The sequence below is a fragment of the Roseitranquillus sediminis genome (genome assembly GCF_016918935.1).
GTDB lineage: Bacteria > Pseudomonadota > Alphaproteobacteria > Rhodobacterales > Rhodobacteraceae > Roseitranquillus > Roseitranquillus sediminis.
This window is the reverse complement of record NZ_JAFFOB010000016.1, coordinates 87,269-109,317: the sequence shown is the minus strand read 5'-3', so window position 1 is coordinate 109,317 and position 22,049 is coordinate 87,269. Positions and strand designations below refer to the sequence as shown.

Genomic DNA, 22,049 nt, shown 5'->3' with positions numbered 1-22,049 from the left:
GATTCGGTTGAGTCTGCGCGTCAGCTCGGCCGCAACAATACCGGACGAGCGGGTCATGACCGATTAGCGTGCGCCAGCCGGAACCGTTCTGGATTGCCGCGGAGTAGTCTCAGGCGCTCGAGAACAAAGCGTCCCGGACCGATGGAGACCCTGAAGTGACGCACACGCACCTCGACCTTCGCACGAGTTCGGAAGAGCCGCATCCGCCGGAGTTCTTCGAGCTCGAGCGGACGTGGCTGTCGCCACCGGAATTCCTCGGCTGGTTCACCCACGTCAACCCCTGGAATGCGCCGACGCTAGAATGGGCCATCACCTCGCCGCCGCTCAACTGCAACTTCGCCGAGCAGGCGGTGGTCGGTAGCGATCACCCGCTCTGGGACTGGAAGGCGACCGGCAAGCGCGCCATCGTCGGCGGCTTGTCCACGGCGCAGCGGGAAACCATCGTGACCACGCTGCTCGACGCCCGGGCCCAGTCCGTGCAGATCCTGCCGAAGCCGACGCCGTGGCCATTCGTCTCGGCGGTGGTCGCATCGATCTGCTTTTTTGGGGTCATCTTCAGCCCATGGTTCTATGTCGCGGGAATACTCGGCGCCTTTGCGACCTTCGTCATGTGGTTCCTGCCGCGCAAGCGGGATGAGGTGATCTGATACAGGTCGAGGTCCAGATCGGAGTCGTCAGGCTTAGCAGTCGGTTCCACGGTCCAGAAGGCTCGGTCCAAAGCGCCCGCGGTCTTTCCGCGGGAGCCTCCCTCGACTGTGTTCATGTTCGCGTCATGTTGTAATTAAGAAAGAGAGTGGAGATGATGCTGACGAGACGACATTTCATTGCGACGACGGCTGCGCTGTTCTCGGCCCCGATCTCGGAGCCGCTATTCGCAAATACATGGCCGACGGATGCGCAGAAGAATGCCTGGGACGCGCAGGTGACGCCGCCGAACTACGATCCAGCGATGTCGAACCCTTGGGGCCTGCATCCGCGCTTCCTCCCACAGCGGGTGGTCGCGAACGACGGGCTGAGGCCGGGCGATATCCACGTGGATGCCGTCGCGCGCTACCTTTACCACATCGAGGAAGGGAGCACGGCGATGCGCTACGGCGTGGCGGTCGGCGAGGGCGGTCTCTATGAGCCGGGCACCTACACGATCCGTCGTAAGGTGCGCTGGCCGCACTGGACGCCCACGCAGGACATGATCGAGCGTGAGCCAGAACTCTACGCGCAGTACGAGGACGGGATGGAGCCGGGGCCCATCAACGCGCTCGGCTCGCGGGCGCTGTATCTCTATGTCGGCAACAGGGACACCTACCTTCGGATCCACGGCACGCCCTATCCGCGCTCGATCGGCTCACGGGCGAGTTCCGGCTGCGTCCGGATGGTCATGGCGCATATCAACGGGCTCTACGACCAGGTGGAGTTGGGCGTGACGGCGGTCCTTTACCCCGCTGAAAGCTATCTGAACGCGCAGAGCTGACGCGCCGCGCTCCCCGGCGGCTCGGAGGTCTGCTTCGACGGACCGACTTGCGTCACGCGCGACCGGGTGGATCTGGAACTATCGCAGTCCGATCAGCCTGCGGCCGCTGGGCTGGCGCTCGTGCAGATCGTCCGACCTTCCACGGTACGGAGAGGCAGCGACGTCGTCTCGACAGGGCCGTTGTAGAGATACCAATAGCACCCATCCGGGCCCAGGCGCGTCGACTGCAGATCCTGACCCGGAGCTGCCAGCGCGGCAACGGCATCTGGGACGTTCCCTCCGGCGGACGTTCCCGTTTCCCCGATCGCATTGACGGATGCACAGCCTCCAAGGATCAGTAGAGTGCAAGCCATAGGCAGGTTACGGACTGGCACGGTTCACGCCCCTCGTGTACCTTGTCGTATTTCGGTGTCCCCGCCACATTGGCCGGCCGGGGTGCCGCAAGCAAGCCCTTGGGATGGGCCAGCCCTACGGTCGCAGCGGCCGGTATCGGCGCCAGCTCCTTCGGTTCGGCTGCTACCGATCGTCCGGCCCTGCCGTGGCATACCACGCCGATACCGCCTCGATCTGCTCTTCCGTCATATTCTCGGCAATCTCGGCCATGATGTGCGCGTACTCGGTGCCGCCGCGTTTGCCTTCGTTCCAGAGCTGGAGGTGCTCCGAGAGGTACCATTCCGGCTGGCCGGCCAAGTAGGGATAATAAGGGTTCCTCGCCCGCCCGGCGGCGCCGTGGCAGCTCTGACATGCCGGGAGCTTGCGTGCGGCGATCCCCTCGACCGCGATGCGCCTGCCGAGCTCCAGGAGCTCCTCGCGGGGGAGGGGCGGTCCCGCCGCCGCGGCCATGGGGACCATCGCGGACGCGGCGACGCCCTCGCCTTCGAGGATGCCAGCCTCGTCCTGCCAGCTTTCCGACAGGGCGGGCATCAGCGGCAGGTCTTCCGTGGCCAGCGGCGGCGAACGATCCTCGTCACCGTTCGACAGCGCCGCAGGGGAAGGCTGCTCGGCGTAGTAAAGAGCAAGCTCCTCGAGAACTTCCGGCTCGTAGCGCGTCGCCGGCGGTTCCATGAAGCCGCTCTCGCGCCAGCCGATGGCGAAGGCGCGGAGGGTCGCAAGAAGATAAGGCGCGGGTTGCCCTGCGATCACCGGGAAGGCGTCTTCGCCGCGGCCGAGACCGTCGCGTCCGTGGCAGCGGGCGCAGTCGGCGAGCGCGTTCTCGACGATGCCGTCGAGCGCGGGGGTGGTTTCGCCGCCCGCCTCGAGGTCTTTCCCCGCGAGGCCGCCGCCCAGGGCCAGATCGACGTACTCGGCGCGCGACATGTCGGGGAGCGCGCGGAGAAAGGCCACCTGCGCCCAGACCTCGTTCTCGCGGTCCTGCGCCGGCCAAGCCGGCATTCCGGAGTACTTGATGCCGTTCCTGACGATCCAGAACAACTCCTCGTCGCTCCACTCCCCGACCTTGCCCTCGAGGCGCGGCGGCCCCGGCACCATTTCCTCCACCACTGGCGACTGCGGCACGCCGGGCGCGCCGTGGCAGGCTGCGCAGCCGGTGGCGAAGTGCCCGGCCGCGCGGCGCACCAGTTTCAGGTCGTCGAGATCGATCTCCTTCGGCTTCCCAACCAGCATCGACTGGGTCTCGACCGCATTCTCCATCGTCCAGCCGAGGAACCAGCGGGTCACCGCAAAGTGCCCCGACGAGGCGGCGATCGAGACGAGCCCCGACCAGCCGACGAGCAGCGCGCCCAGGATGCCGAGAACGACTAGTCCGGCGATCCTTTTCCACGTGACGAGGATCCTTACGTCCATCCGACCGTCCCGTCGCGGCAGGCCACAGCTGTAGGGACGGGTCCCGCGACGCACATCATCGGCAGTCCCAGAAGACGAAGATCGGCATCGTTTCGAACAGCACCGCGGCGAGCGACAGCAGCGCGAGAAGCAGCGTCGAGAACTCCAGGAACCGCTCGCGCGCTTCGGGGGTGTCTTTGGCGTTCTGATAGCCGCCGCCTTCCGCGCGCCACTCGCGCCAGGCGCGGCGCAGTATCAGCAGGATCAGGAGGAGGCAGACGATCGTGACGCCGGCGATCGCCACGCGGGTGCCGCCGATGTCCTTGAAGATATCGGCGTTCGGCGCGCAGCGGTAGGCCGCGAGGAAATAGCTGAAGAGGAAATGGAAGCCCCAGATCGTCGGTGCCGCGATCAGGGTCCAGAGGTTGTCCTGGGTCTTGCCGAATACCTGCACGGGTCGCTCTCACGTCAGAACAGGGACATAGGCGAGCGTCGCAACCGCGACGATCACCGTGAACCCGACGAAGTGCCAGTAGAGCGCGACGTTGGAGATATCGATGTCGTGCTCTGGCGTCATCCGTCCCGCCAGGGAGCGGGCGAGGCAGTACCCAAGCATCAGGCTTCCCGCGACGCCGTGGGCGGCTGTCCAGATGGTGATCACCCACACCGTCGCCGGGTAGACGTGCGCGGTGGGGCGGAGCCCAGTGACGTAAGGTCCCCAGAGCAGCGCCGCACTGGCCGCGAGGGCGACGACCGCGCCCGCTGCCATGAGCGCACGAGCGAGACCCACACGGCCGGCCTGGTTGGACAGGCGTGACCCGAGCGCCGTCGCCCAGGCCACCGCGAAGAGGCCGAAGGCTACGCTGGGCCATAGCACGCCGGGGCCGACAGTTGCCGGCGGCGGGAAGTCCGCGTGGATGGTGAAGAAGTAGTAGTAGCCGAAAATCAGGCCCAGAAATGCAGTCGCGTCGCCCATCATCGTGATGAACATGGCCCACCAGCCGACGGAATGCGGTCCGGACTTGTAGAGCGGCAGCTTCAGGCCGAGGCCGACGTCCTTCTCGGGCTTTTCGGGGATCAAAGCGGTGCCGCGCCAGAGCCAGACCATGATTGAGATCGCGGCCAGCACCATCGCGACGACCGTCGCAGCCCACCAGTGGAAGGTTGTGAAGATGAACACCGCCCCGGTGAAGATTGCGGCGACCATTGGCATGAAGCTCGGCCCCGGTACGCGCAGGCACTGCAGGGGCGTGCCGTCGAGAACCGAGGTGATGATCGTCTCGCGCTTCATCTCCTCGGCGTCGGGGAGATAGAACCTGCCCTTGTCCACGTCCTCGATGAAGTGCGGCTGCTCCCAAATTGGATAGCGCGAGGTGACGACTGGGATCGAGCGAACGCCCCAGTTCTCGCCGGGCATCTCGACCAGCCATTCCAGCGTGCCGGCGTTCCACGGGTTGCGCTTGGCGTAGGGCTCGTTCCCGCGTGGACGCAGTACGTCCCAGACGATGACGAGGATCCCGGCGGCGAAGATGAAGGCGCCGACGCTTGAAATGAGGTTGGCGGTGCCGACCCCGAGGCTCTCGGGATAGGTCCAGACGCGCCGCGGCATCCCTGCGAGGCCGGAGAAGTGCATCGGCAGGAAAGCGACATTGAAACCGATGAACATCAGCCAGAAGGCGATCCGGCCGAGCCGGTCGGAAAGCTTGCGGCCTGCGACGAGCGGCCAATAGTAGTAGACGCCCGCGGCGACCGGGAACAGCATGCCGCCGATGAGGACGTAGTGCAGGTGCGCCACGATGAAGTAGGTGTCGTGCGCCTGCCAGTCGAAGGGGACCAGCGCCACCATAACCCCGGTGAGGCCGCCGATGACGAAGTTGGCGAGCGCTCCCGACACGAACAGCATCGGCACCGAGTAGATCACGCGGCCGGTCAGCAGGGTGGCAATGAAGACGAAGATCTGCACGCCCGTTGGGATCGCCACCGCCTCGGACGCGGCCGAGAAGAAGCCGAGTGAGATCGACGGCAGCCCGGTGGTGTACATGTGGTGTACCCAGAGGCCGAAGGAGATAAAGCCGGTGCCGACTGCGGCGAGAACGATCCAAGAATAGCCGAGGATCGGCCGCTGCGCGAAGGTCGGCACGATCATGGCGACGAGGGCGATGGCGGGCAGGAAGACGATGTAGACCTCCGGGTGGCCGAAGATCCAGAAGAGGTGCTGCCACAGGATCGGGTCGCCGCCCCGGCTGGGGTCGAAGAACGGCCAGTCGAACATCCGCTCGAGCTCGAAGAGGATGTCGCCGGCGATGAGGGGCGGGAAGGCAAACAGGATCATGCCGGCGACGACCAGCACATACCAGGCGTAGAGCGGCATCAGGTTGAGCCGCATCCCCGGCGGCCGGCACTTCAGCGTCCCGACGATCAGCTCGACCGCGGCGGCGAGCGAGGCCACCTCGATGAACGACAGGCCGAGCAGCCAGATGTCGGGGCCATAGCCGGGCGTGTACGTCTCGTCGGTGGTCAGCGGCGGGTACATGAACCAGCCCGAGCTCGGCGCAGCGCCGAAGAAGATCGAGCCCATGACGAACACGCCGCCGATCAGGAAGCACCAGAACCCGAAGGCCGAGAGGCGGGGGAAGGGAAGGTCTCGCGCGCCGAGTAGCTGCGGCAGAAGGATGATCGCGACCGCCTCGAAGATCGGCACCGCGAAGAGGAACATCATCGCCGTGCCGTGCAGCGTGAACGCCTGGTCGTAGAACGAAGGGGAGACGAGGTCGTTCTCCGGCACCGCCAGCTGCGCCCGCATGATGAGCGCCAGCACTCCGGCAAACAGCATGAACGCGAAGGACAACGCGGTGTACCAGACGCCGACTTCGGTGTTGTTGACCGCCGACCAGTAGCGCCAGCCCTTCGGCGCCGCCCAGACCTCGCGGAGCCGCTCCTCTTGGCCTCGACGAACTTCCTCGTCCTCCTGGTCCCGCTGGTCGGCTGCGTCGCCCATATGCCCGGTCATTCGAGGGTCCCCAGCCATGCCGCGATCCGGGCGATCTGATCCTCCGGCAGGACACCGAACGCCGGCATCTCGACGCCCGGCTTCAGGTGGTCGGGCGAGGCGATGAACGCGGCGAGGTTCTCCACCGTGGTCGGCAGGATGCCGGCAGCGATGCTGAGCCGGCTCGCCACATGCGTGAGGTCGGGTCCCACGTCGCCGTCCGCAGGCGTGCCGCGCACCGTATGGCAGGCGGCGCACCCGTTCTGCAGGAACAACTCGAGGCCGGGGGAGTCGGTCACCGCCGCCGGCTGCGCCTGAGCTTCGAGATACGCCTCGAACTCGTCCTCGGGCACCACGACGACGCGGAATCCCATCAATGCATGAGCCGTGCCGCAGTATTCGGCGCAGGCACCATTGAAGACGCCGGTTTCCGTCGGCTCCAGCACGAGGCGGTTCACCCGGCCGGGAATGGCGTCCATCTTGCCGGCGATCGACGGCACCCAGAAGGAATGGATGACATCTGGGCTGCTCAGCAGGATCTCGGTGCGCTTATCGACTGGAATCCAGATCTCGTTCGCACTCGGGATGCCGCCGCGCGGCAGGTCGCGGACGACGCCCGGCTCACCCTCGACGGCGTAGGCGACGCGCCACCAGAACCGTTCGCCCGAGACCGCGATGGTCGGTCCGTCGCCGGGGCGACGCAGCTCAGGCATGATCTCGAGTCCCCAGTAGAGCAGCCCCGCCAGTACCACCGTCGGGAAAACGCATCCGCCCCAGATGATCAGCCGCACGCCGCTTCGATCCGAGTATGGGCCCGTCTTGCCACGGGAGGCATAGAAGCTGAGCCCGATTACCACCGCCCAGATCGCTGTCCCGCCGGCTAACATGATCCAGAACAGCTGAAGGACTCGTTCGGACTCGACTCCGGCCGGATCGAAGGCCGATTGCGCCCCCTTGCAGCCGGACAAGACCGGCAGCATCAGAGCGGAGATCGCCGAGATTCTTGGCCGCATCAGCGCCCTAACCGGTGAAGCTGTCGCGTCGGCCGGAGCGGCAACGCGTCCAGGCCGTCCGCGTCCCGCGGCTTCGGTCCTGATACTTGATGCGACTTCGCCTGGCGCCGGGCAGGCCGGCATTCATGGCCTCGTCTCGCCCTGGGACGCCGATTGCGACGGCTGACCGCTTCCTGAGGGCGAACCGGATCCCACGACGGTTTCCAGCCCGGCCGAGACCAGCGTGAAGAGCGCGAACCCGCCAACGAAGGCCAGGGTCGAGGCACGCGAGTCTGCTTTAGCCTCGTGCGCTTCCTCCAGCATGTCCTCGACCGCTGCGACACTCAGCAGGCCCGCCACGAAGCTCAACGCCACGTACTTCGCAGCATCCGGTGCGTCTCGCAGAAGGAAGTACGCCAGGACAGCTACGCCGACGCAATAGAGAGGGAACGAAAGGGAGGCGAGGATACGGGTTCTCCGCGGAACGTCGTTCGCTCGCATGTTCGCGACGACGGAGTAGCCTTCAGGAATGTCCGCCAGGACCTGCCCCGCCGCGAGAACAACCGCGAGCGAGACACCGACCGCGGAGCCCGAGCCCAGCATCAGACCGTCGCTGGAGAGGTCTACCGCAACGGCCACGTAGATCATCCACATTCCACTGCGGCCGTTTCCGCTGCCCTCGCCCCCGACAAAGCGCTCCAGGAGTTGCTCGATCCCGGCATAGGCTAACCCCCCGCACGTGAAGGCGAACGCGATCCACCAGCCGGCAAGGTTCTGCAGCGCCTCCGGCATCAGCTCGATCGCAACTACTCCGATCACGATCCCGGAAGCCGCGTGCAAGGCCCAGTTCAGCAGACGTGGTGAGGTCTTGATGAACTCTGCCACCATGCCGCCAGCGAAGTTTCCGAGGCCGGGCAGCAAAGAGAGCCCGAGCACCATCCAGATGCTCACGAGCAAAACCGCCGGAGCATGAGTCCGGAACGGACTGCTTCGTGGTGCGCCATGGCTGTTCCTCCCGGCCCTTCAGCCTAATGCGTTCTCAGGATGATTGTTTCTGCGAAAGATTGCTGGGCGTCGGATGAGCTTCACCTGCGTTCCGACCTCCGCCAGCCCATAGAGATCGACGATGTCCTCGTTGCAGAGAGCGATGCAGCCGCCGAAACGCGGACCTCCTTCGCCGCAACGCGGCCGGCGGTCAGGGTCGCCATCCCGCGGAGCATGGCGATGCAGCGGGTGAGCTGAGGGTTTTCCATTCCGGCTGTCTCCTTGGCAAGACCCGAGGGTAGCACCTCCAGCAACTGGAAATTCAAAGGTCCCGGTCATCACATGCCCGTGATCGACTAAAGAAACCGACGCGTTCGCGCCGTGTAGACGTCGTAATCGTGGCCGTGGCGCTGGCGCAGCCAAGGCTCCTCGGAGAACGGCGCGACCAGCAGCGTCGCACATCCGAAGACGATGATGGGCCAAACCCAGGCCGAGGCCGACAGCAGCGCGATCCCAATCAGGATCGCCATGTCGGCCACGTATTGTGGATTTCTGGACCATGCGTAGAGACCGCGCGTGCGGAGTCTGCCGTCGGCACCGCTGGTGGCCTCCCACCCGAGTTCTGCCACTCCGCACCAGACCACCACGTTGCCGGTGATGATGAGCGGCAAGCCGAGCATCCAGCGGATCCACGCGGCAAGCCCGAGCGCACCCCAGTCGAGAACCGCAACCGCGATCGACGTGCCGAAGACGACGACCGTCAGTATCCAGGCCACGGTGGCCGTCGTCTTCGCGCGCCGCTCAGGCGGCCAGAGACGTTGCGCGGGCAGCCAAACCGACCATGCCAACGCGGCGAGGAGCAGGCCGTTCGCAACAACCCCCGCCGCGACGAGACCTTCGATCAGGTCCAAGCCCTCAGACCGTCCGGCGCACCCCGGATTCAGCCATGCCCGTAGGTGTCGGCATGCTGGTGTGCATGATCGGTGTGCTCGAATTCGAGCGTCGAGTGATGGATGCCGAACTGCTTGTCCAGCACGTGCTTGATGTCGCGCTTGACGGTCTCCAGCCGGTTCCAGGCCTCCGGCTCGACGACGACATGGGTGTCGAGGGCGGCCTCGTGCTCTTGCATCTGCCAGAAATGCACGTGGTGAACCTCGGCCACGCCCTCGACTTCGGACATCGCCGCGATCACCGCATCGGTGTCGATCTCGGGCGGACTGCCCAGCATCAGCGTGCGCATGACGCCGCCGATCTCGGTGAAAGCAAGATAGAGGATGTAGAGGGCGATTAGGATCGTGATCGCCGGGTCCACCCAGCGCATGTCGTAGAGCAGGATCAGACTGCCCCCGATGATCACGGCGACCGACGCGAGCGCATCGGAGAGATTGTGCAGGAAGAGCGCGCGGATGTTCACGCTGCCCTTCTGCATCGAGTAGGTGAGGACCGCAGTAAGCGTGTCCACCACGAGCGCGACGCCGCCCAGGATCACAACTGTCCAGCCGTTGACCTGCGGCGGGTCGATGAATCGCATGCCGCCTTCGTAGATCAGGTAGAACCCGATCAGGATCAGCGTCGTGTAGTTGATCAGCGCCGCGACGATCTCGATCCGGCCATATCCGAACGTCATCCGTGCATCCGCTGGTCGCCGCGAAATCTTGCGTGCCGCAAAGGCGATGACCAGCGACGCCATGTCAGAGAAATTGTGCAGCGCGTCGGCGATCAGCGCGAGGCTGCCGGACAGGATCCCGCCGACAATCTGCGCCACCGTCAGAAGCGCGTTCGCCCAGATCGCGATGCTCACCCGGCGGTCGCCGGATTTTGGGTCGATGTGCGCATGGCCGTGATCGTGGGGCATTGGTCAGGTCCTGGATCAGATCTCGTTACCGGTTCTGGAGCGGCCAGATAGGACCTCCAGCTCCTGTAGGGTCAACACCCTTGCATCGCGTAAGCCCGAAACGACGACACCCGTCCGTGTTGCGACCTGCCGGACATGTGCCCGCGCCGGTTGCCAGATCGTAACGACCGGCCTGCAGCTTCGTCGCGCCTGAGCACCTGGAGCCGCAAGACCATGTATCCAGTCGCCTACCTGACCCGTGAAGACCAACTCGCTGCCGCCGAGCGGCTCGGCGTTGACATCGCCGTGATCAAGGCGGTGACGGCCGTCGAGGCCCGCGGCACCGGCTACATTCGCAACACCGACATGCCGTGGATTCTCTTCGAGGGCCACTGGTTCCATCGCCTGACGCGGGGCGTCTACACGGACCGCTACCCTCATCTCAGCTATCCGACCTGGACCAAGAAGTTCTACAAGGGCGGACGCGGTGAGTATGACCGTTTGATCGAGGCGATCGGGCTCTGCGATGAACCCGACCCTGCCCTGAAGAGCGCCTCGTGGGGTCTGTTCCAGATCATGGGTTTCAACCATGAGCTTGCGGGGTTTCCGGATGTTCGGAGGTTCGTGAACGCGATGGCGACGAGCGAGGGCGCGCAGCTCGATGCATTCGTGAGTTTCGTTCTGGCCCAGCCGGTGATGGCGGAGCATCTGCGCGAGAAGAGATGGGCCGAGTTCGCCAAACGGTACAACGGACCCGGATACCAGCAGAACCAGTATGACACGAAGCTCGCGGCAGAATTCACTCGCGCGCGCCAGCAGATGACCGAGGCGGTCATCGGCGAGAGCCTTGCCATCGAGCGAGGCGACACTGCTGCCCTCCAATCGGCGCTGAACGTGGCTATCGGCGCGAACCTGGTTACCGACGGATGGATGGGAGCGAAGACCAAGGACGCGATCGCGCTTTTCCAGAGACGCGAGGGGCTTCCCGACACCGGTGCCGTCGATCCGGAAACCGCCAGCCGGCTCGGCGTCGATCTTTCCGCCTACGGATAAGAACCCAAAGCAAAGGAGGCGAGCGTCAAGCTGGCCGCGGCCCCCAGAGGATGATGGCCGAACCCACCAGGCACACTGCTGCACCGATCGCGTCCCAGTGATCCGGTCTCTGCCCCTCGGCAGCCCACAGCCAGAAAAGCGACGAAGCGATGTAGACGCCGCCGTAGACAGCATAGGCTCGGCCCGCCTGATCGGCCGAACTGAGGGTCAGGAGCCACGCGAAGGCAGCGAGGGATATCAGCCCCGGAAGTAGCCAGCGGCGATCTCTCGAGGCGGAACCAGGCCCAGAACGCGAAGCAGCCGGCGATCTCGGCAAACGCTGCCGCAAAGTAGATCACGGGCGTCTGCATGGCACCTGCTCCCTGAGCATCATGCTGGAAAGCGCCTCAGGCACCAATGTCCTCGTGCTCGGTCAGGCATTCCGAATGATCGCGCAGGACCTCGAGGACCCGACAATCCGCGATGCTCTCGCCGTTGCATTCGTCGATCATACGACGGAGCTCCGTTCTCAGCGCCTGCAGCCGCATGATCCGTTTCTCGACTTGCCTGAGTTGCCGAGCCGCGATCGAATCCGCGTTGGCGCAAGGCTGCCGGGGGTTGTCGGCCAGCGCCAGCAGCTCGCGGATGGCGTCGAGCGAGAAGCCAAGTTGCCGGGCGTGGCGGATGAAGGCCAGCCGGTCGAGGTCGTCATCCGTGTAGCGACGCTGCCCGCCCTCACTGCGCCCGGGCTCGGGCAGGAGGCCGATCTGCTCGTAGTAGCGGACCGTCTGGACCTTCGTCCCGGTCTTGCGGGACATCGTTCCGATCGAAAGCATGAGCTCTCCCTTCTCTCCAGCCGCTATAGGTTCGTACGTCAATGAACGGAAGAGAGGATGGCGGTTCACATGCCTGTGACGCGTTCCGACTCGCGGCAATTCCGGCTTGAAGCTCTACCTGCTGTAGCTTGTAAGCGGCATCGACCGAGAGGAGGTGGCGGTGCCGTTGAGGACCATGGCAACGATCCTTTGGCTTGCCGTGGCCGTGGCCGGCTTGGCCGTGGCGGCGCTGTTCTTCTGGCAATCGCGGCCCGAGACCACCGCGAGCGCGCCGCAAGAGCCCGCCCTTCAGGCGGACTTCGAGTTGACGGATCATCGCGGACGGACCCGTACCGACGAGGAGTTCCGAGGCGACTGGCTGCTCGTGTTCTTCGGCTTCACCAATTGCCCGGACGTCTGCCCGATGGGCCTTGCCAACATAGCGCAGGCGATGGACGAGCTCGGCGGTGCAGCGGACGAGGTGCAGCCGCTCTTCATCAGCGTCGATCCCAAGCGGGACACACCGGAGTCGTTGGCCGAGTACGTATTCCAGTTTCACCCGTCGATCATCGGTCTGACCGGGACGCCCGAGCAGGTCGACGAGACCGCTGAGACCTTCGCGATCTACAAGGAGCGGGTGGAGGACCCCTCGGCGCCAGACGGTTATACGATGGGACATACCTCTTCGATCCTGCTCTTCGACCCTGACGGCGGCCTCGTGCGGATCTTCGAGTACTCGGCGACTCCGGAAGACATTGCCCGCGACCTTAGGGAGCGCGTCAGGACATGACGCGGACCGCGGATGCACCGCTTCTGACCTCGTGGCTGATCGCGCTCGGCTCGACCATGGCGGTCCTCTTCATTGGAGAGGTCCTCGGGCAGGCGCCCTGCATCCTCTGCTGGTATCAGCGGGCTTTCATGTTCCCGCTCGTGCTGGTCCTCGGGGTCGGCTTCTGGCGTGGTGACAGCGCGGTGTGGCGCTACGGACTGCCGCTGGCACTCGCGGGCGGACTGATCGCTGCCTACCACACCGCACTCTTCGCGGGGCTCGTTCCGCAGCCGATCACGCCATGTAGCGCTGCCGGCCCGTCGTGCACCGACGCCGGCATGATGATCCTCGCCATGCCGATCCCGTTCCTGTCGCTCATGGCGTTCGGAACGATCGGCGCGCTTCTCCTTCAACTCCGCCGGCTGGAAACAGTATGAACAGAAAAACCCTCCTTCTCGCCGTGCTCGGCGTTGCGCTCGCCGCCTTCGTCGGCGGCGCGTGGTATGCGAGCGCGCCAGCTCCCACTGCGGCGGCCACCGCCAGTCCCGCAGACGAGCAACGGCTGGTGCGCCCGTATTCGCCCCTTCTCGGCCCCGAGGATGCTTCGGTCACGCTTGTCGAGTTCTTCGATCCGGCATGCGAGGCCTGCCGCGCCTTTTACCCCGTCGTCGAGCGGATCCGGGCCGAGTATCCGGAGGATGTGCGCGTCGTGCTGCGCTACACTCCGTTCCACGGCGCTGGCTCCGAGCTCGCGATCAAGGTGCTCGAGGCGGCGCGGATGCAGGACGTCTTCATTCCGGTGCTCGAGGCGCTGCTGGAGCGCCAGCCGCAATGGGCCTCGCACGATGCGCCGGCGGAGGATAGCATCTTCGAGATTGCGGGCGAGGCCGGGCTCGACGTGGAGCTTGCGCGACAGCAGATCATGATGCCGGACGTGATCGCGGTCCTGAACCAGGACCGGGCCGACGTGGAGGCCGTGGGCATCCGCCAGACGCCCACCTTCTTCGTCAACGGCAAGCCCCTTCCCTCCTTCGGGGCCGAGCAGCTCATCGAGCTCGTCACGTCCGAGGTCGAGGCGGCAAGAACCAACTGAACCGGAGGAAGACCCGATGCGCAGAAGGCTCATCGCACTGGCTATCATGCTACTCGCTCCCGCAATCGGAATGGCGGCGGATCCGCAGATTGCGGTGGAGGAGCCGTGGGCACGAGCCTCGATCGGTACCTCGCGACCCGGAGCGGCCTACTTCACGGTGCGCAACGCGGGCGACGCGCCCGTCACCTTGACCGGGATCCGCACGGAGGTTGCCGGGAAGGCCGAGATTCATGAGTCGAGTACCAGTGCGAACGGCGTCAGCACGATGGCTCCGGCGGGAGACATCACGATCGCGCCGGGCGAGGCGGTGGCGCTTGAGCCCGGGGGGCTGCACGCCATGCTGATGCAGCTCAACACGCCGCTGGTCGAGGGCGAGACCTTTCCGCTGACGCTGGTCTTCGAGGACGGCGGTGAGGTGCCGGTCGAGGTGCCGATCCTCGGCATTGCTGCCCGCGGCCCGTCTGACTGACTTGACGGGACGGATCGTCAAGTTCCTCGCGCTCGCCGTCGCATCGGTGGCCTTCGCCCTTGTCCTCGGCTGGTGGCAGGTGGACGGCCCCGGTGCCGCGTCCGAGCCGGACCGGCGGCCGCTGCCGCTTGGCGAGATGGACTTCGCGATGACAGACGACCGGGGACAGTCGGTCGGCCCTGAGACGCTGGCAGGCCGACCCAGCCTGGTCTTCTTCGGCTTCACCTACTGTCCGGACGTCTGCCCGATGACACTGTCGGACATCTCAGGCTGGCTCGACGAGCTCGGCCCCGAGGCGGAGCGGCTGAACGCGGTCCTGATCACGGTGGACCCTGAGCGCGATACCGTGCCCGCGCTCGCCGAGTATGTCTCGTACTTTCACCCGCAGATCCGCGCCTGGCGGGGCGAACCCGCGGAGCTCGCCAAGGCCGCCGAGGGCTTCCGGGCACGATACGCCAAGGTCTCGACCGAGGACGGCTACACGATGGACCATACCGCTGGCGTCTTTTTGTTCCGCGCCGACGGCAGTTTCGCCGGGACCATCGACTACCACGAACCGAGAGAGTTCGCCGCGCCAAAGATCCGGCGCGCAATGGAAGAAATCCAGAAGGGGGACACATGAGCAGAACGCGCCCAATCACTTCCGCGTCCGCCATCGCGGCGGCGCTGACACTTGCGCTCACGGCGGCGGCTTCGTCGGAGGAGGCGTCCGCGGCACCACCCGCAGTCGCGGAGATGACGGTGGAGGCCGGCGACACCTTCGACAGCCTGTTGTCGGGGGCAGAGATCGACGCGCAGTTGCGCTCCGAGCTCGCCCTTGCGGTCCAAGCCGAGTACGATCTCCGACAGCTGCGGCCTGGTCACCGGCTCGTACTCGAACGCGACGGCCAGGGAACGCCGCGCCGCCTCACGCTGGATGTCGATGGCGGCGTGCAGATCGAGGTCGTGGTCGACGAGACGCCGTCGAGCCGGACGATCCGCCCCGAGGCCGAGGATGTGGAGCGTGCCGCGGACATCACCGTCGAGCGATCGATATTCGCCGCGCTCGACGAGGCGGGCGCGCCCGTCCGCTTCTCCGTCGAGCTCGCGCAAATGCTGGCCGGCGTCGTCGATTTCCGGCGTGACCTTTCTGGCGGCGAACGGCTCGAGCTTCTCTGGCGCGAGCGTCTGACGCCTGAAGGGGAGCGGGTCTCGGAGCCCGTGCTGACCTACGCTGCGCTGCGTATCCAGGATCGACGCCTCGAGATCGTCTGGCCCGAGAACGACACCCGGGGCGTCACCATCTTCGAAGACGGCGAGGTATTGCGCGTCGTCTCGGCGCCGATCGAGGGTGCGCGCCTCTCCTCAGTCTTCGGACGCAGGAAGCATCCGATCCTCGGCAGCGTCCGCATGCACACGGGCGTCGACTATGCCGCCCCCCGTGGCACGCCGGTGATGGCGACCGCACCCGGCCGCGTCTCCTTCGTGGGGAGGCGCAGCGGCTACGGGCGCGTCGTCGAAATAAAGCACGGCGCCGACATCATGACGCGTTACGCGCATTTGAGTGGCGTCACCGACGGGCTCGAACGTGGTCAACGCGTCGATGCCGGCGAGGTCATCGGAGCCGTGGGCTCCACCGGCCTCGCGACTGGGCCGAACCTGCATTACGAAGTTCGCGCCGAGGGACGCCCGGTCGATCCCCTGGATGACGAGCGGCTGGCCCGCCGTTCCGATCCTGAACTTGCTGCCGCGGCCCTGGAGCGCCTGGAGAAGATCCGGCTGGCGCATCGCCAGCTCGTGCGCGGCGAAACCGAAGTTGCCAGGAGAGACGATCATGACCGCACGTAACCTGTTGCTCGCCTTGGCGCTGGCCACCAGCGCCTCACAAGCCGGCGCGCAAGCCACGGAGGCGCACGTCATCAAGACGAACGGCTGCGGTTGCTGTCTCGCCTGGATGGAGCATCTGGAAGAGAACGGCTTCTCGGTCACCGGCGAGAACATGTTCGGCGGCGCGCTGGTCCGCTATAAGCTGGATCAGGGCGTGCCGCAGAGGATGATCTCCTGTCACACCGCGGAAATCGACGGCTACGTCGTCGAAGGCCACGTCCCCGCCGCCGACATAAAGCGGCTGCTGGAGGAGCGGCCCGACGCAATCGGACTCGCGGTGCCGGGCATGCCGCTCGGATCTCCCGGCATGGACTTTGGCGACAGACAGGAAGCCTACGACGTCTTCCTCATCAGGAACGACGGCAGCACCGAGGTCTTCGCGTCGTACCCGGCTCCTGAGTGACTCCCGGGTCGGAGCGCAGATCGACAATGTGCCCGATCCTCTGGGCCTGAAGGTTGCCGATGGAGGCTCTTTCGCCAGTAGTTCTGGGTCTTGTCGGAAGCCTCGCTGCGGGGCTCCTGACCGGGCTCGGCGCCCTGCCGGTCCTGTTCGGCCGGCTGCCGTCGCGTGCAACCCGGGACACGCTCCTCGGCTTTGCCGCCGGTGTGATGCTGGCGGCGTCGTTCTTCTCGCTCATAATCCCGGGTCTCGAGGCGGCGGAGGCGCGCTACGACGCGGCTACCGCCCCGGCGGCGATCGTCGTCGTCTCCATCCTGATCGGAATGGGCGCCGTGGCGCTCATGAACGAACTCCTCCCGCACGAGCACTTCAAGTCCGGACGGGAGGGACCGGCAGCTGAGTCCCTGAGGCGCATCTGGCTCTTCATCGTGGCGATTACCATACACAACTTCCCGGAGGGGCTCGCGGTGGGGGTCGGCTTCGGCTCGGACGGCCTCACAGGGGGACTGCCGCTCGCCATCGGCATCGGGCTGCAGAATGCGCCCGAGGGGCTGGCGGTCGCCGTTGCGCTTCTCGGCGAGGGGTATTCCCGCCGCCAGTCCTGGACCGTCGCGGCCCTGACGGGCCTCGTGGAACCTGTGGGCGGCCTGCTCGGCGCCGGGATCATTGCTGTATCGCAGCCACTCCTGCCCTGGGGATTGGCGTTCGCGGCCGGCGCGATGCTCTACGTGATCAGCCATGAGATCATTCCCGAGACGCATCGGGCAGGGCACCAGAACCGCGCGACCTCCGGACTGGCCGTCGGGCTCGCGATCATGCTCTTCCTCGACGTTTCGCTGGGCTGATCGCATGTCGACCCCGCAAGCACAGAGAGCCGAAGTGGTGAGCCTTGGGGCGGCCCCAACTCTTCGCCTGCGCCTCGGGGTCTTTCCGGGCGCGGCGCTTACCGCGGCCGCGGGGGCGCTCGCTGTCCTCGCCCTGCCTCCGTACTCGATCCTGCTCGCGCTGCCCGTTGCGTTCTCGGCGCTCTATGCGCTGCTGCAGGGGCGGCGCCCGGCGGCCGCGTTTGCATTGGGCTATGGCTTCGGCCTCGGCTATTTCGGCATCGGCATTTCCTGGATCGCCGAAAGCTTCTTCATCGATGCCGAGCGGTTCGGCTGGCTTGCAGTCCCGGCCGTGGCGTCGCTCGCGGCCGGCCTCGCGATTTTCCCCGGCCTCGCCGCCGCTGTGTTCACGGCTTTCCGAGTCCGCGGCCTCTTTGGCGCAGCAACGTTCGCAGCGTGCTGGATGGGGGCCGAATGGCTGCGCGGGCACGTCCTGACCGGTTTTCCATGGAACCTCGCCGGATACGCGCTGGCGGACTGGGACGCGCTGCGGCAGCCGGCAGCCTGGATCGGCAGTTACGGCCTCAGCTTCCTCGCCGTTTTCGCAGCGACTATTCCAGTCGTGATGTTCGGAGATCGAACGCGCATCGGGCGACTCGTGCCCGCGGCGGCGTTCGTAGTCCTGGTCGTCGGTGCCTGGATTGCGGGCCAGGCGCGTCTTGCCGCGCCCGCCCCGGCGCCGCCCGGCGTCGCCTTGCGGATCGTGCAGGGCAACGTGCCGCAGGAGGACAAGTGGAATGCGGCGCGGCGTGCCGAGTTCGTCCGCCGCTACCTCGAGCTCTCGGGCCGTCCCGGCAGCTTCGGTGTCCTGCTCTGGCCCGAGACGGCGTTCCCGGGCTACCTTGACGAGAGCCCGGAGGCGCTTGCGTCGATCGCAGCGCGGCTGCCCGAAGGTGGGGTGCTGCTCACGGGCTCGCCCGACCGCGAGCAGGTCGGCGGTCGGACTCTCTACCACAACGCCATCTTCGCCATCGATGCCGGCGGACGCATCCTTGCCGAGTATGCCAAGCACCACCTGGTGCCCTTCGGCGAATATGTCCCCTTCCGCGGATGGCTGCCGATCGAGCGCCTGACCGAAGGCCTGGGCGACTTCGCCTCCGGCCCCGGCCCGCGCACGCTCGCCGTCGGGATGGCGCCGCTCGTCGGTGCGGCTATCTGCTATGAGGCGATCTTTCCTGGCCACGTCGTCGACGATGCTATCCGTCCGGACTGGATCTTCAACGCCACCAACGATGCGTGGTTCGGCAGCTCGATGGGACCGTGGCAGCACCTCGCTTCGGCGCGAATGCGCGCGGTGGAGGAAGGCTTGCCGATGGTGCGCGCGGCCAATACGGGGATATCCGCGGTGATCGATGCCCTGGGCCGGACACAGGCGCAGCTTGGGCTCGGCGAGACCGGCATTCTCGATGCGCCGCTACCGCCCGCGCTGCCGCGCACGCTCTACGCCTGGGCGGGCGACCTGACGCTGCCGCCGCTTGTCCTCGCCGCCCTGGCGCTTGCGGCGGTGCTGGACCGCGCCGCGCGTCGCACAGGGCGCGAGTACCGGAGAGAGACATGATCGTACTTGCAGGAGTGATCGGTGGAGCCCTCTGGGGCGTCCTTCTCGCCCGCAAGCGGGGCGGCAACCGCCTCGACATGGCCCAGCACGCAGCCGTCCTGGCGCTGATCCTGGGTATCGTTGGCCTCGCCCTCACGATCGCCCTTCACCGGTTACTGGTCTGAGGCGGTCGCCAGCACGAAAAGGAGAAGCGCTCGATGCATGAGACCACGGAGAAGCGCGAAGAGCAGGCGCTGCGATCCGAAGTGGCCGAGCGCCGCCGCGCCGTCCGAAGTGCGAACCGAACGATATTGATGATCCTGCTCGCCGTCGCGGCCACGTTCCTCGCCGGAGCCTTCGGGGTCAGCGCTCTGGTGGTCTATGGCCCTTTCTGACGGCACGAGCCGCCGCCGCGTTCTGCGCAAGCTCGCCGGCGGGGCGCTGACGCTTACGCTGGCTGGTTGCGCCGAGGAGGACGGCTGGTACGGCGTCAACGTCACCGGCACCCTGCCCGACCTCGCCTTTCGCATGACCCGCGCCCGCGACGGGGCCGCGGTGACCGAGGAGGATTTCCGCGGCCGCGCTGTCGCCCTCTTCTTCGGCTTCACGTATTGCCCGGACGTCTGTCCCTTGACGCTCGCCAACCTCTCGGCCGTCGCCGACAGGCTGGGCCCTGCCGCCGACCGCCTCTCCATCGTCTTCGTCACCGTCGACCCCGAGCGCGACACGCCGGCCGAGCTCGCCCGCTACGTCGCCGCCTTCACCGACCGGGCGACCGGTCTCAGGGGCGATCCGAACCAGCTTGCCGCCCTCGCTCGGCGGCTCCGCGTCACCTACAAAGTCTCGCCGCATGAGCCGGGCGCCGACGATTACGCCGTCTCGCACGGAAAGTCGGTCTACATCTTCGACCCGTCCGGCGATGCGCGCCTGATGTGGCCCGAGTTCGACACCGCCGATGCCGACATCGAGGCCGCCGCCGCGGACCTCGAGCGGCTGATCGGCGCGTGAGGGCATCAGTCCCTGGGTTCGGCGCGCATCATGTTGCCGACGACGATCAGCAGCGCGATGACGCTCATCATCGCGGGCGGAATCCATATCACCAGGCCGCCGATCTGCTGATCGGTGACGGCACTGATCGACTGGAAGTAGCGGCCGCAAAAGGCGTAATAGGGAAAGAGATCCCGCTCGGCGAAGGTTATGAGGGCGCCGAGTGCGATCTGCGGGAACATCACCCCGATCGCCAGGGCCGCCCGGATGCCGTATTGGACGCGCGCCGGGGGCTTCGGTCGCGGGTCGAGCACCAGGGTCCAGAACAGGATGCCGTCGACCACCATCGACCAGTTCATCACCTGATAGAGTACCGGGTCGAGCATCGCCCGGAAATGCACTGGCGGAATGAGCCAGAAATAGAAGAGCCCGACGAAGAGGACCGCTGCGATCGCCGGCTGCTGCACCACCGCCATGACGGACCGCACGGGACGGCTTATCGCGATGCGGCGCAGCCAGTCCGGTCCGCCGGCCAGGATTACGGGACCACCCCAGCTCAGCGCGACGAGCATCGCGCCGATATGGTGCATGACAACGTGCTGCAGGCGGTTCGTGAAGAACATCCGCTGCGCGAGGTACTCGAACTGCGTTTGCGTGACTGCATAGAGCAGCCCGAGGCCGGCGAAGAAGGCGATCCGCCGCCAGAGCGCGGGCCACTTCGCAGCGTCGAGCCGCCGCAGTCCGCGGATGTACCAGAACACCGACAGCGTCACCGCAAGCCAGATCGGCCACGAGAACTCATAGGGGCCGAAGGGAGGCATCGCCGCAGGATGAAATCGCGCCGCGTACCAGACCAGGCCGCCGCCAAGCACGACCGCAGCATAGATTGCGATCGACGGTGCCACCGGACGAGGCGCGGTGGGAAAGGCACTGTCCGTCATGTCGCCACGCCTGCTCCCCGACGCTACGATTGTCAAAGCCTCTGGCGTTCACCTCGTCGTGGATCGGCGGGCCTGCTGGTTGCATGCCGGGCCCTGCAAGGACCACAGGTCTCGCACCAGCCCAGCCGGAGGACCGGATGATAGCACCAGCCGTGGGCGCAACAGCGCTCGGGTTTCTCGCCATCGCCGCGGCGGCCTCCGAGGTGCGGGGGCTCTTCGGCTCGGGCATCTCGCCCGTCGCTCTGCTGGTGCTGGGCCTCCTGGTCGCCTCCTATGTGCGCGGGCTGCAACGGCCGCGTATGATCGGCGAGCGAGCCGGACCTGTTCAGCACGGCCTCTTCGCCGCAGGGATCCTCGCGCTTGCGCTTTCCTTTGATGCGCCGCTGGCGCCGCTCGGAGAGCGCCTCTTTGCGCTGCACCAGGTTCAACATCTTGCCCTGCGGATGATCGGACCGATGCTGATCGTGCTGGCCTATCCCGGGCCGGTGATGCGTGCAGGATTTCCGCGCCTCTGGCGCCGATGGCTTCGCGGACCCCGTCCGGCGCTGGCCGGGAGTGCGGCGTTCGTCGCGCGTCTGCCGGTCGCCTGGGTGCTGCTCGTTGCCGCGCTCTACGTCTGGCAGGTGCCCGCGGTGCACAACGCCGTGGTCGCCCGACCGGCGCTCGCGACCTTCGCTCATCTCACAATGACGGCGGCGGGGGCAGTCTTTTTTGCGCGCGTCCTCGACCGGCGCAGTCCGCCCGCGGGGCCGCCGCAGGGAGCGCGGGTGCTGGCTCTGGTCGCCCTCGTCCTGTCGAACATCCTGCTCGGCTCGCTCACCACGTTGAAGGAACGCGTGCTCTATACCGCTTACGACTCTGCCGGCCGGCTCTACGGATTGTCCCCGCTCGCCGACGAGACGATCGGGGGTTACACGATCTGGGTGCCGTCTTCGATGGTCGTGATCGCGGCGATGCTGGTCGTCTTCAACGGCTGGCATCGCAGCGAGGAACAGGTCTGGCAGCGGCGTTTGGAATGGACCGGCTCGAACTCCGCTGCGCTGGAGTTTCCGCAGACTGCCGCGGAGCTGCGCCTCAAGGTGGCCGAGCGGAACGTCCGCACCGGTCGGACACTGGCGCTCTCGGCGGCGACGATGCTGCTGCTCGTTCTGGCGACGGCGATCACGGTCGCGACCTGGGGTTGAGGCGGCTGGCCGGTCGCCAAGAA

At 66.4% G+C, this 22,049-nt stretch carries 25 protein-coding genes and 1 pseudogene; 16 read left to right on the top strand and 10 right to left on the bottom strand.

The window, feature by feature from the left end; all coding sequences use genetic code 11:
• The first annotated feature begins 155 nt into the window (after positions 1-155).
• Positions 156-647: a hypothetical protein gene (locus tag JM664_RS11580; protein WP_227420085.1), complete on the top strand. Its 492-nt coding sequence runs from the start codon at positions 156-158 to the stop codon at positions 645-647.
• A gap of 155 nt (positions 648-802) precedes the next feature.
• Positions 803-1,468, top strand: a complete 666-nt coding sequence (locus tag JM664_RS11575) for a L,D-transpeptidase (RefSeq protein WP_227420100.1) — start codon at positions 803-805, stop codon at positions 1,466-1,468.
• 516 nt (positions 1,469-1,984) lie between these two features.
• Here JM664_RS11575 and JM664_RS11565 read toward each other — a convergent pair.
• The 7 genes from JM664_RS11565 to JM664_RS11535 all read right to left on the bottom strand — a co-directional run bounded on the left by JM664_RS11565 (position 1,985) and on the right by JM664_RS11535 (position 10,070).
• Positions 1,985-3,271 carry a c-type cytochrome gene (locus tag JM664_RS11565; protein WP_227420083.1) on the bottom strand — a complete coding sequence of 429 codons (1,287 nt, stop codon included), beginning with the start codon at positions 3,269-3,271 and terminating at the stop codon, positions 1,985-1,987.
• Between the two features lie 55 nt (positions 3,272-3,326).
• Positions 3,327-3,704, bottom strand: coding sequence for a hypothetical protein (locus JM664_RS11560; RefSeq protein WP_227420082.1), 378 nt, complete (start codon positions 3,702-3,704; stop codon positions 3,327-3,329).
• Positions 3,705-3,713: 9 nt separating this feature from the next.
• Positions 3,714-6,260, bottom strand: coding sequence for a cytochrome c oxidase subunit I (gene ctaD, locus JM664_RS11555; RefSeq protein ID WP_406675796.1), 2,547 nt, complete (start codon positions 6,258-6,260; stop codon positions 3,714-3,716).
• On the bottom strand, positions 6,257-7,252 hold the full coding sequence (gene coxB, locus JM664_RS11550) for a cytochrome c oxidase subunit II (RefSeq protein WP_227420081.1): 996 nt from the start codon (positions 7,250-7,252) through the stop codon (positions 6,257-6,259). Before coxB ends, ctaD begins: the two co-directional genes overlap by 4 nt.
• Positions 7,253-7,375: 123 nt before the next feature.
• On the bottom strand, positions 7,376-8,182 hold the full coding sequence (locus JM664_RS11545; protein ID WP_227420080.1) for a ZIP family metal transporter: 807 nt from the start codon (positions 8,180-8,182) through the stop codon (positions 7,376-7,378).
• A gap of 389 nt (positions 8,183-8,571) precedes the next feature.
• Complete coding sequence (locus tag JM664_RS11540; RefSeq protein ID WP_227420079.1) at positions 8,572-9,126, bottom strand: methyltransferase family protein; 555 nt, start codon at positions 9,124-9,126, stop codon at positions 8,572-8,574.
• Positions 9,127-9,155: 29 nt separating this feature from the next.
• Positions 9,156-10,070: a cation diffusion facilitator family transporter gene (locus tag JM664_RS11535; protein ID WP_227420078.1), complete on the bottom strand. Its 915-nt coding sequence runs from the start codon at positions 10,068-10,070 to the stop codon at positions 9,156-9,158.
• Positions 10,071-10,205: 135 nt separating this feature from the next.
• On the opposite strand from JM664_RS11535, the gene JM664_RS11530 reads away from it, so the two are divergent.
• Positions 10,206-11,102 (top strand): N-acetylmuramidase domain-containing protein, encoded by an 897-nt coding sequence (locus tag JM664_RS11530; protein ID WP_227420077.1) that lies wholly within the window; start codon positions 10,206-10,208, stop codon positions 11,100-11,102.
• Positions 11,103-11,127: 25 nt separating this feature from the next.
• Here the strand turns inward: JM664_RS11530 and JM664_RS11525 are convergent.
• Together JM664_RS11525 and JM664_RS11520 are read right to left on the bottom strand one after the other, a co-directional pair.
• A pseudogene (locus tag JM664_RS11525) lies at positions 11,128-11,452 on the bottom strand (YnfA family protein).
• A 36-nt stretch (positions 11,453-11,488) separates the two neighbouring features.
• Positions 11,489-11,917: a MerR family transcriptional regulator gene (locus tag JM664_RS11520; protein WP_227420076.1), complete on the bottom strand. Its 429-nt coding sequence runs from the start codon at positions 11,915-11,917 to the stop codon at positions 11,489-11,491.
• A gap of 175 nt (positions 11,918-12,092) precedes the next feature.
• Here JM664_RS11520 and JM664_RS11515 point away from each other — a divergent pair, with 175 nt between their 5' ends.
• The 12 genes from JM664_RS11515 (at position 12,093) to JM664_RS11460 (ending at position 19,922) form a co-directional block, all read left to right on the top strand.
• Positions 12,093-12,686: an SCO family protein gene (locus JM664_RS11515; protein WP_227420075.1), complete on the top strand. Its 594-nt coding sequence runs from the start codon at positions 12,093-12,095 to the stop codon at positions 12,684-12,686.
• On the top strand, positions 12,683-13,102 hold the full coding sequence (locus tag JM664_RS11510; protein WP_227420074.1) for a disulfide bond formation protein B: 420 nt from the start codon (positions 12,683-12,685) through the stop codon (positions 13,100-13,102). Before JM664_RS11515 ends, JM664_RS11510 begins: the two co-directional genes overlap by 4 nt.
• Positions 13,099-13,758 (top strand): DsbA family protein, encoded by a 660-nt coding sequence (locus JM664_RS11505; RefSeq protein ID WP_227420073.1) that lies wholly within the window; start codon positions 13,099-13,101, stop codon positions 13,756-13,758. The genes JM664_RS11510 and JM664_RS11505 overlap by 4 nt, the downstream gene beginning before the upstream one ends.
• A gap of 16 nt (positions 13,759-13,774) precedes the next feature.
• Complete coding sequence (locus JM664_RS11500; protein ID WP_227420072.1) at positions 13,775-14,227, top strand: copper chaperone PCu(A)C; 453 nt, start codon at positions 13,775-13,777, stop codon at positions 14,225-14,227.
• A 1-nt stretch (position 14,228) separates the two neighbouring features.
• A complete protein-coding gene (locus tag JM664_RS11495; protein ID WP_227420071.1) occupies positions 14,229-14,849 on the top strand; it encodes an SCO family protein in 621 nt (206 codons plus the stop codon).
• Between the two features lie 113 nt (positions 14,850-14,962).
• Complete coding sequence (locus tag JM664_RS11490; RefSeq protein WP_227420070.1) at positions 14,963-16,054, top strand: M23 family metallopeptidase; 1,092 nt, start codon at positions 14,963-14,965, stop codon at positions 16,052-16,054.
• Entirely contained in the window at positions 16,041-16,496 is a 456-nt protein-coding gene (locus tag JM664_RS11485) for a DUF411 domain-containing protein (RefSeq protein ID WP_227420069.1), read from the top strand. The genes JM664_RS11490 and JM664_RS11485 overlap by 14 nt, the downstream gene beginning before the upstream one ends.
• Before the next feature lie 59 nt (positions 16,497-16,555).
• Complete coding sequence (locus JM664_RS11480) at positions 16,556-17,338, top strand: ZIP family metal transporter (RefSeq protein WP_227420068.1); 783 nt, start codon at positions 16,556-16,558, stop codon at positions 17,336-17,338.
• A gap of 4 nt (positions 17,339-17,342) precedes the next feature.
• Complete coding sequence (gene lnt, locus JM664_RS11475) at positions 17,343-18,935, top strand: apolipoprotein N-acyltransferase (protein WP_227420067.1); 1,593 nt, start codon at positions 17,343-17,345, stop codon at positions 18,933-18,935.
• Positions 18,932-19,099, top strand: a complete 168-nt coding sequence (locus JM664_RS11470) for a hypothetical protein (protein ID WP_227420066.1) — start codon at positions 18,932-18,934, stop codon at positions 19,097-19,099. The genes lnt and JM664_RS11470 overlap by 4 nt, the downstream gene beginning before the upstream one ends.
• Before the next feature lie 33 nt (positions 19,100-19,132).
• Complete coding sequence (locus JM664_RS11465) at positions 19,133-19,309, top strand: hypothetical protein (protein ID WP_227420065.1); 177 nt, start codon at positions 19,133-19,135, stop codon at positions 19,307-19,309.
• Positions 19,296-19,922: an SCO family protein gene (locus tag JM664_RS11460; protein WP_227420064.1), complete on the top strand. Its 627-nt coding sequence runs from the start codon at positions 19,296-19,298 to the stop codon at positions 19,920-19,922. Before JM664_RS11465 ends, JM664_RS11460 begins: the two co-directional genes overlap by 14 nt.
• A 5-nt stretch (positions 19,923-19,927) precedes the next feature.
• Here JM664_RS11460 and JM664_RS11455 read toward each other — a convergent pair whose 3' ends face one another.
• Positions 19,928-20,842 carry a cytochrome c oxidase assembly protein gene (locus JM664_RS11455; protein WP_227420063.1) on the bottom strand — a complete coding sequence of 305 codons (915 nt, stop codon included), beginning with the start codon at positions 20,840-20,842 and terminating at the stop codon, positions 19,928-19,930.
• Between the two features lie 137 nt (positions 20,843-20,979).
• Between JM664_RS11455 and JM664_RS11450 the strand changes: the two genes are divergently transcribed.
• A complete protein-coding gene (locus JM664_RS11450) occupies positions 20,980-22,026 on the top strand; it encodes a cytochrome c oxidase assembly protein (protein WP_227420062.1) in 1,047 nt (348 codons plus the stop codon).
• Positions 22,027-22,049: the final 23 nt, after the last annotated feature.

Excerpts from the sequence above, each read along its gene's own strand:
- JM664_RS11575 (WP_227420100.1), top strand. The coding sequence starts at position 803 with ATGCTGACGAGACGACATTTCATTGCGACGACGGCTGCGCTGTTCTCG.
- JM664_RS11565 (WP_227420083.1), bottom strand. The coding sequence starts at position 3,271 with ATGGACGTAAGGATCCTCGTCACGTGGAAAAGGATCGCCGGACTAGTC.
- ctaD (WP_406675796.1), bottom strand. The coding sequence starts at position 6,260 with ATGACCGGGCATATGGGCGACGCAGCCGACCAGCGGGACCAGGAGGAC.
- coxB (WP_227420081.1), bottom strand. The coding sequence starts at position 7,252 with ATGCGGCCAAGAATCTCGGCGATCTCCGCTCTGATGCTGCCGGTCTTG.
- JM664_RS11535 (WP_227420078.1), bottom strand. The coding sequence starts at position 10,070 with ATGCCCCACGATCACGGCCATGCGCACATCGACCCAAAATCCGGCGAC.
- JM664_RS11530 (WP_227420077.1), top strand. The coding sequence starts at position 10,206 with ATGTGCCCGCGCCGGTTGCCAGATCGTAACGACCGGCCTGCAGCTTCG.
- JM664_RS11520 (WP_227420076.1), bottom strand. The coding sequence starts at position 11,917 with ATGCTTTCGATCGGAACGATGTCCCGCAAGACCGGGACGAAGGTCCAG.
- JM664_RS11515 (WP_227420075.1), top strand. The coding sequence starts at position 12,093 with ATGGCAACGATCCTTTGGCTTGCCGTGGCCGTGGCCGGCTTGGCCGTG.
- JM664_RS11510 (WP_227420074.1), top strand. The coding sequence starts at position 12,683 with ATGACGCGGACCGCGGATGCACCGCTTCTGACCTCGTGGCTGATCGCG.
- JM664_RS11505 (WP_227420073.1), top strand. The coding sequence starts at position 13,099 with ATGAACAGAAAAACCCTCCTTCTCGCCGTGCTCGGCGTTGCGCTCGCC.
- JM664_RS11500 (WP_227420072.1), top strand. The coding sequence starts at position 13,775 with ATGCGCAGAAGGCTCATCGCACTGGCTATCATGCTACTCGCTCCCGCA.
- JM664_RS11490 (WP_227420070.1), top strand. The coding sequence starts at position 14,963 with ATGACGGTGGAGGCCGGCGACACCTTCGACAGCCTGTTGTCGGGGGCA.
- JM664_RS11485 (WP_227420069.1), top strand. The coding sequence starts at position 16,041 with ATGACCGCACGTAACCTGTTGCTCGCCTTGGCGCTGGCCACCAGCGCC.
- JM664_RS11480 (WP_227420068.1), top strand. The coding sequence starts at position 16,556 with ATGGAGGCTCTTTCGCCAGTAGTTCTGGGTCTTGTCGGAAGCCTCGCT.
- lnt (WP_227420067.1), top strand. The coding sequence starts at position 17,343 with ATGTCGACCCCGCAAGCACAGAGAGCCGAAGTGGTGAGCCTTGGGGCG.
- JM664_RS11470 (WP_227420066.1), top strand. The coding sequence starts at position 18,932 with ATGATCGTACTTGCAGGAGTGATCGGTGGAGCCCTCTGGGGCGTCCTT.
- JM664_RS11465 (WP_227420065.1), top strand. The coding sequence starts at position 19,133 with ATGCATGAGACCACGGAGAAGCGCGAAGAGCAGGCGCTGCGATCCGAA.
- JM664_RS11460 (WP_227420064.1), top strand. The coding sequence starts at position 19,296 with ATGGCCCTTTCTGACGGCACGAGCCGCCGCCGCGTTCTGCGCAAGCTC.
- JM664_RS11455 (WP_227420063.1), bottom strand. The coding sequence starts at position 20,842 with ATGACGGACAGTGCCTTTCCCACCGCGCCTCGTCCGGTGGCACCGTCG.
- JM664_RS11450 (WP_227420062.1), top strand. The coding sequence starts at position 20,980 with ATGATAGCACCAGCCGTGGGCGCAACAGCGCTCGGGTTTCTCGCCATC.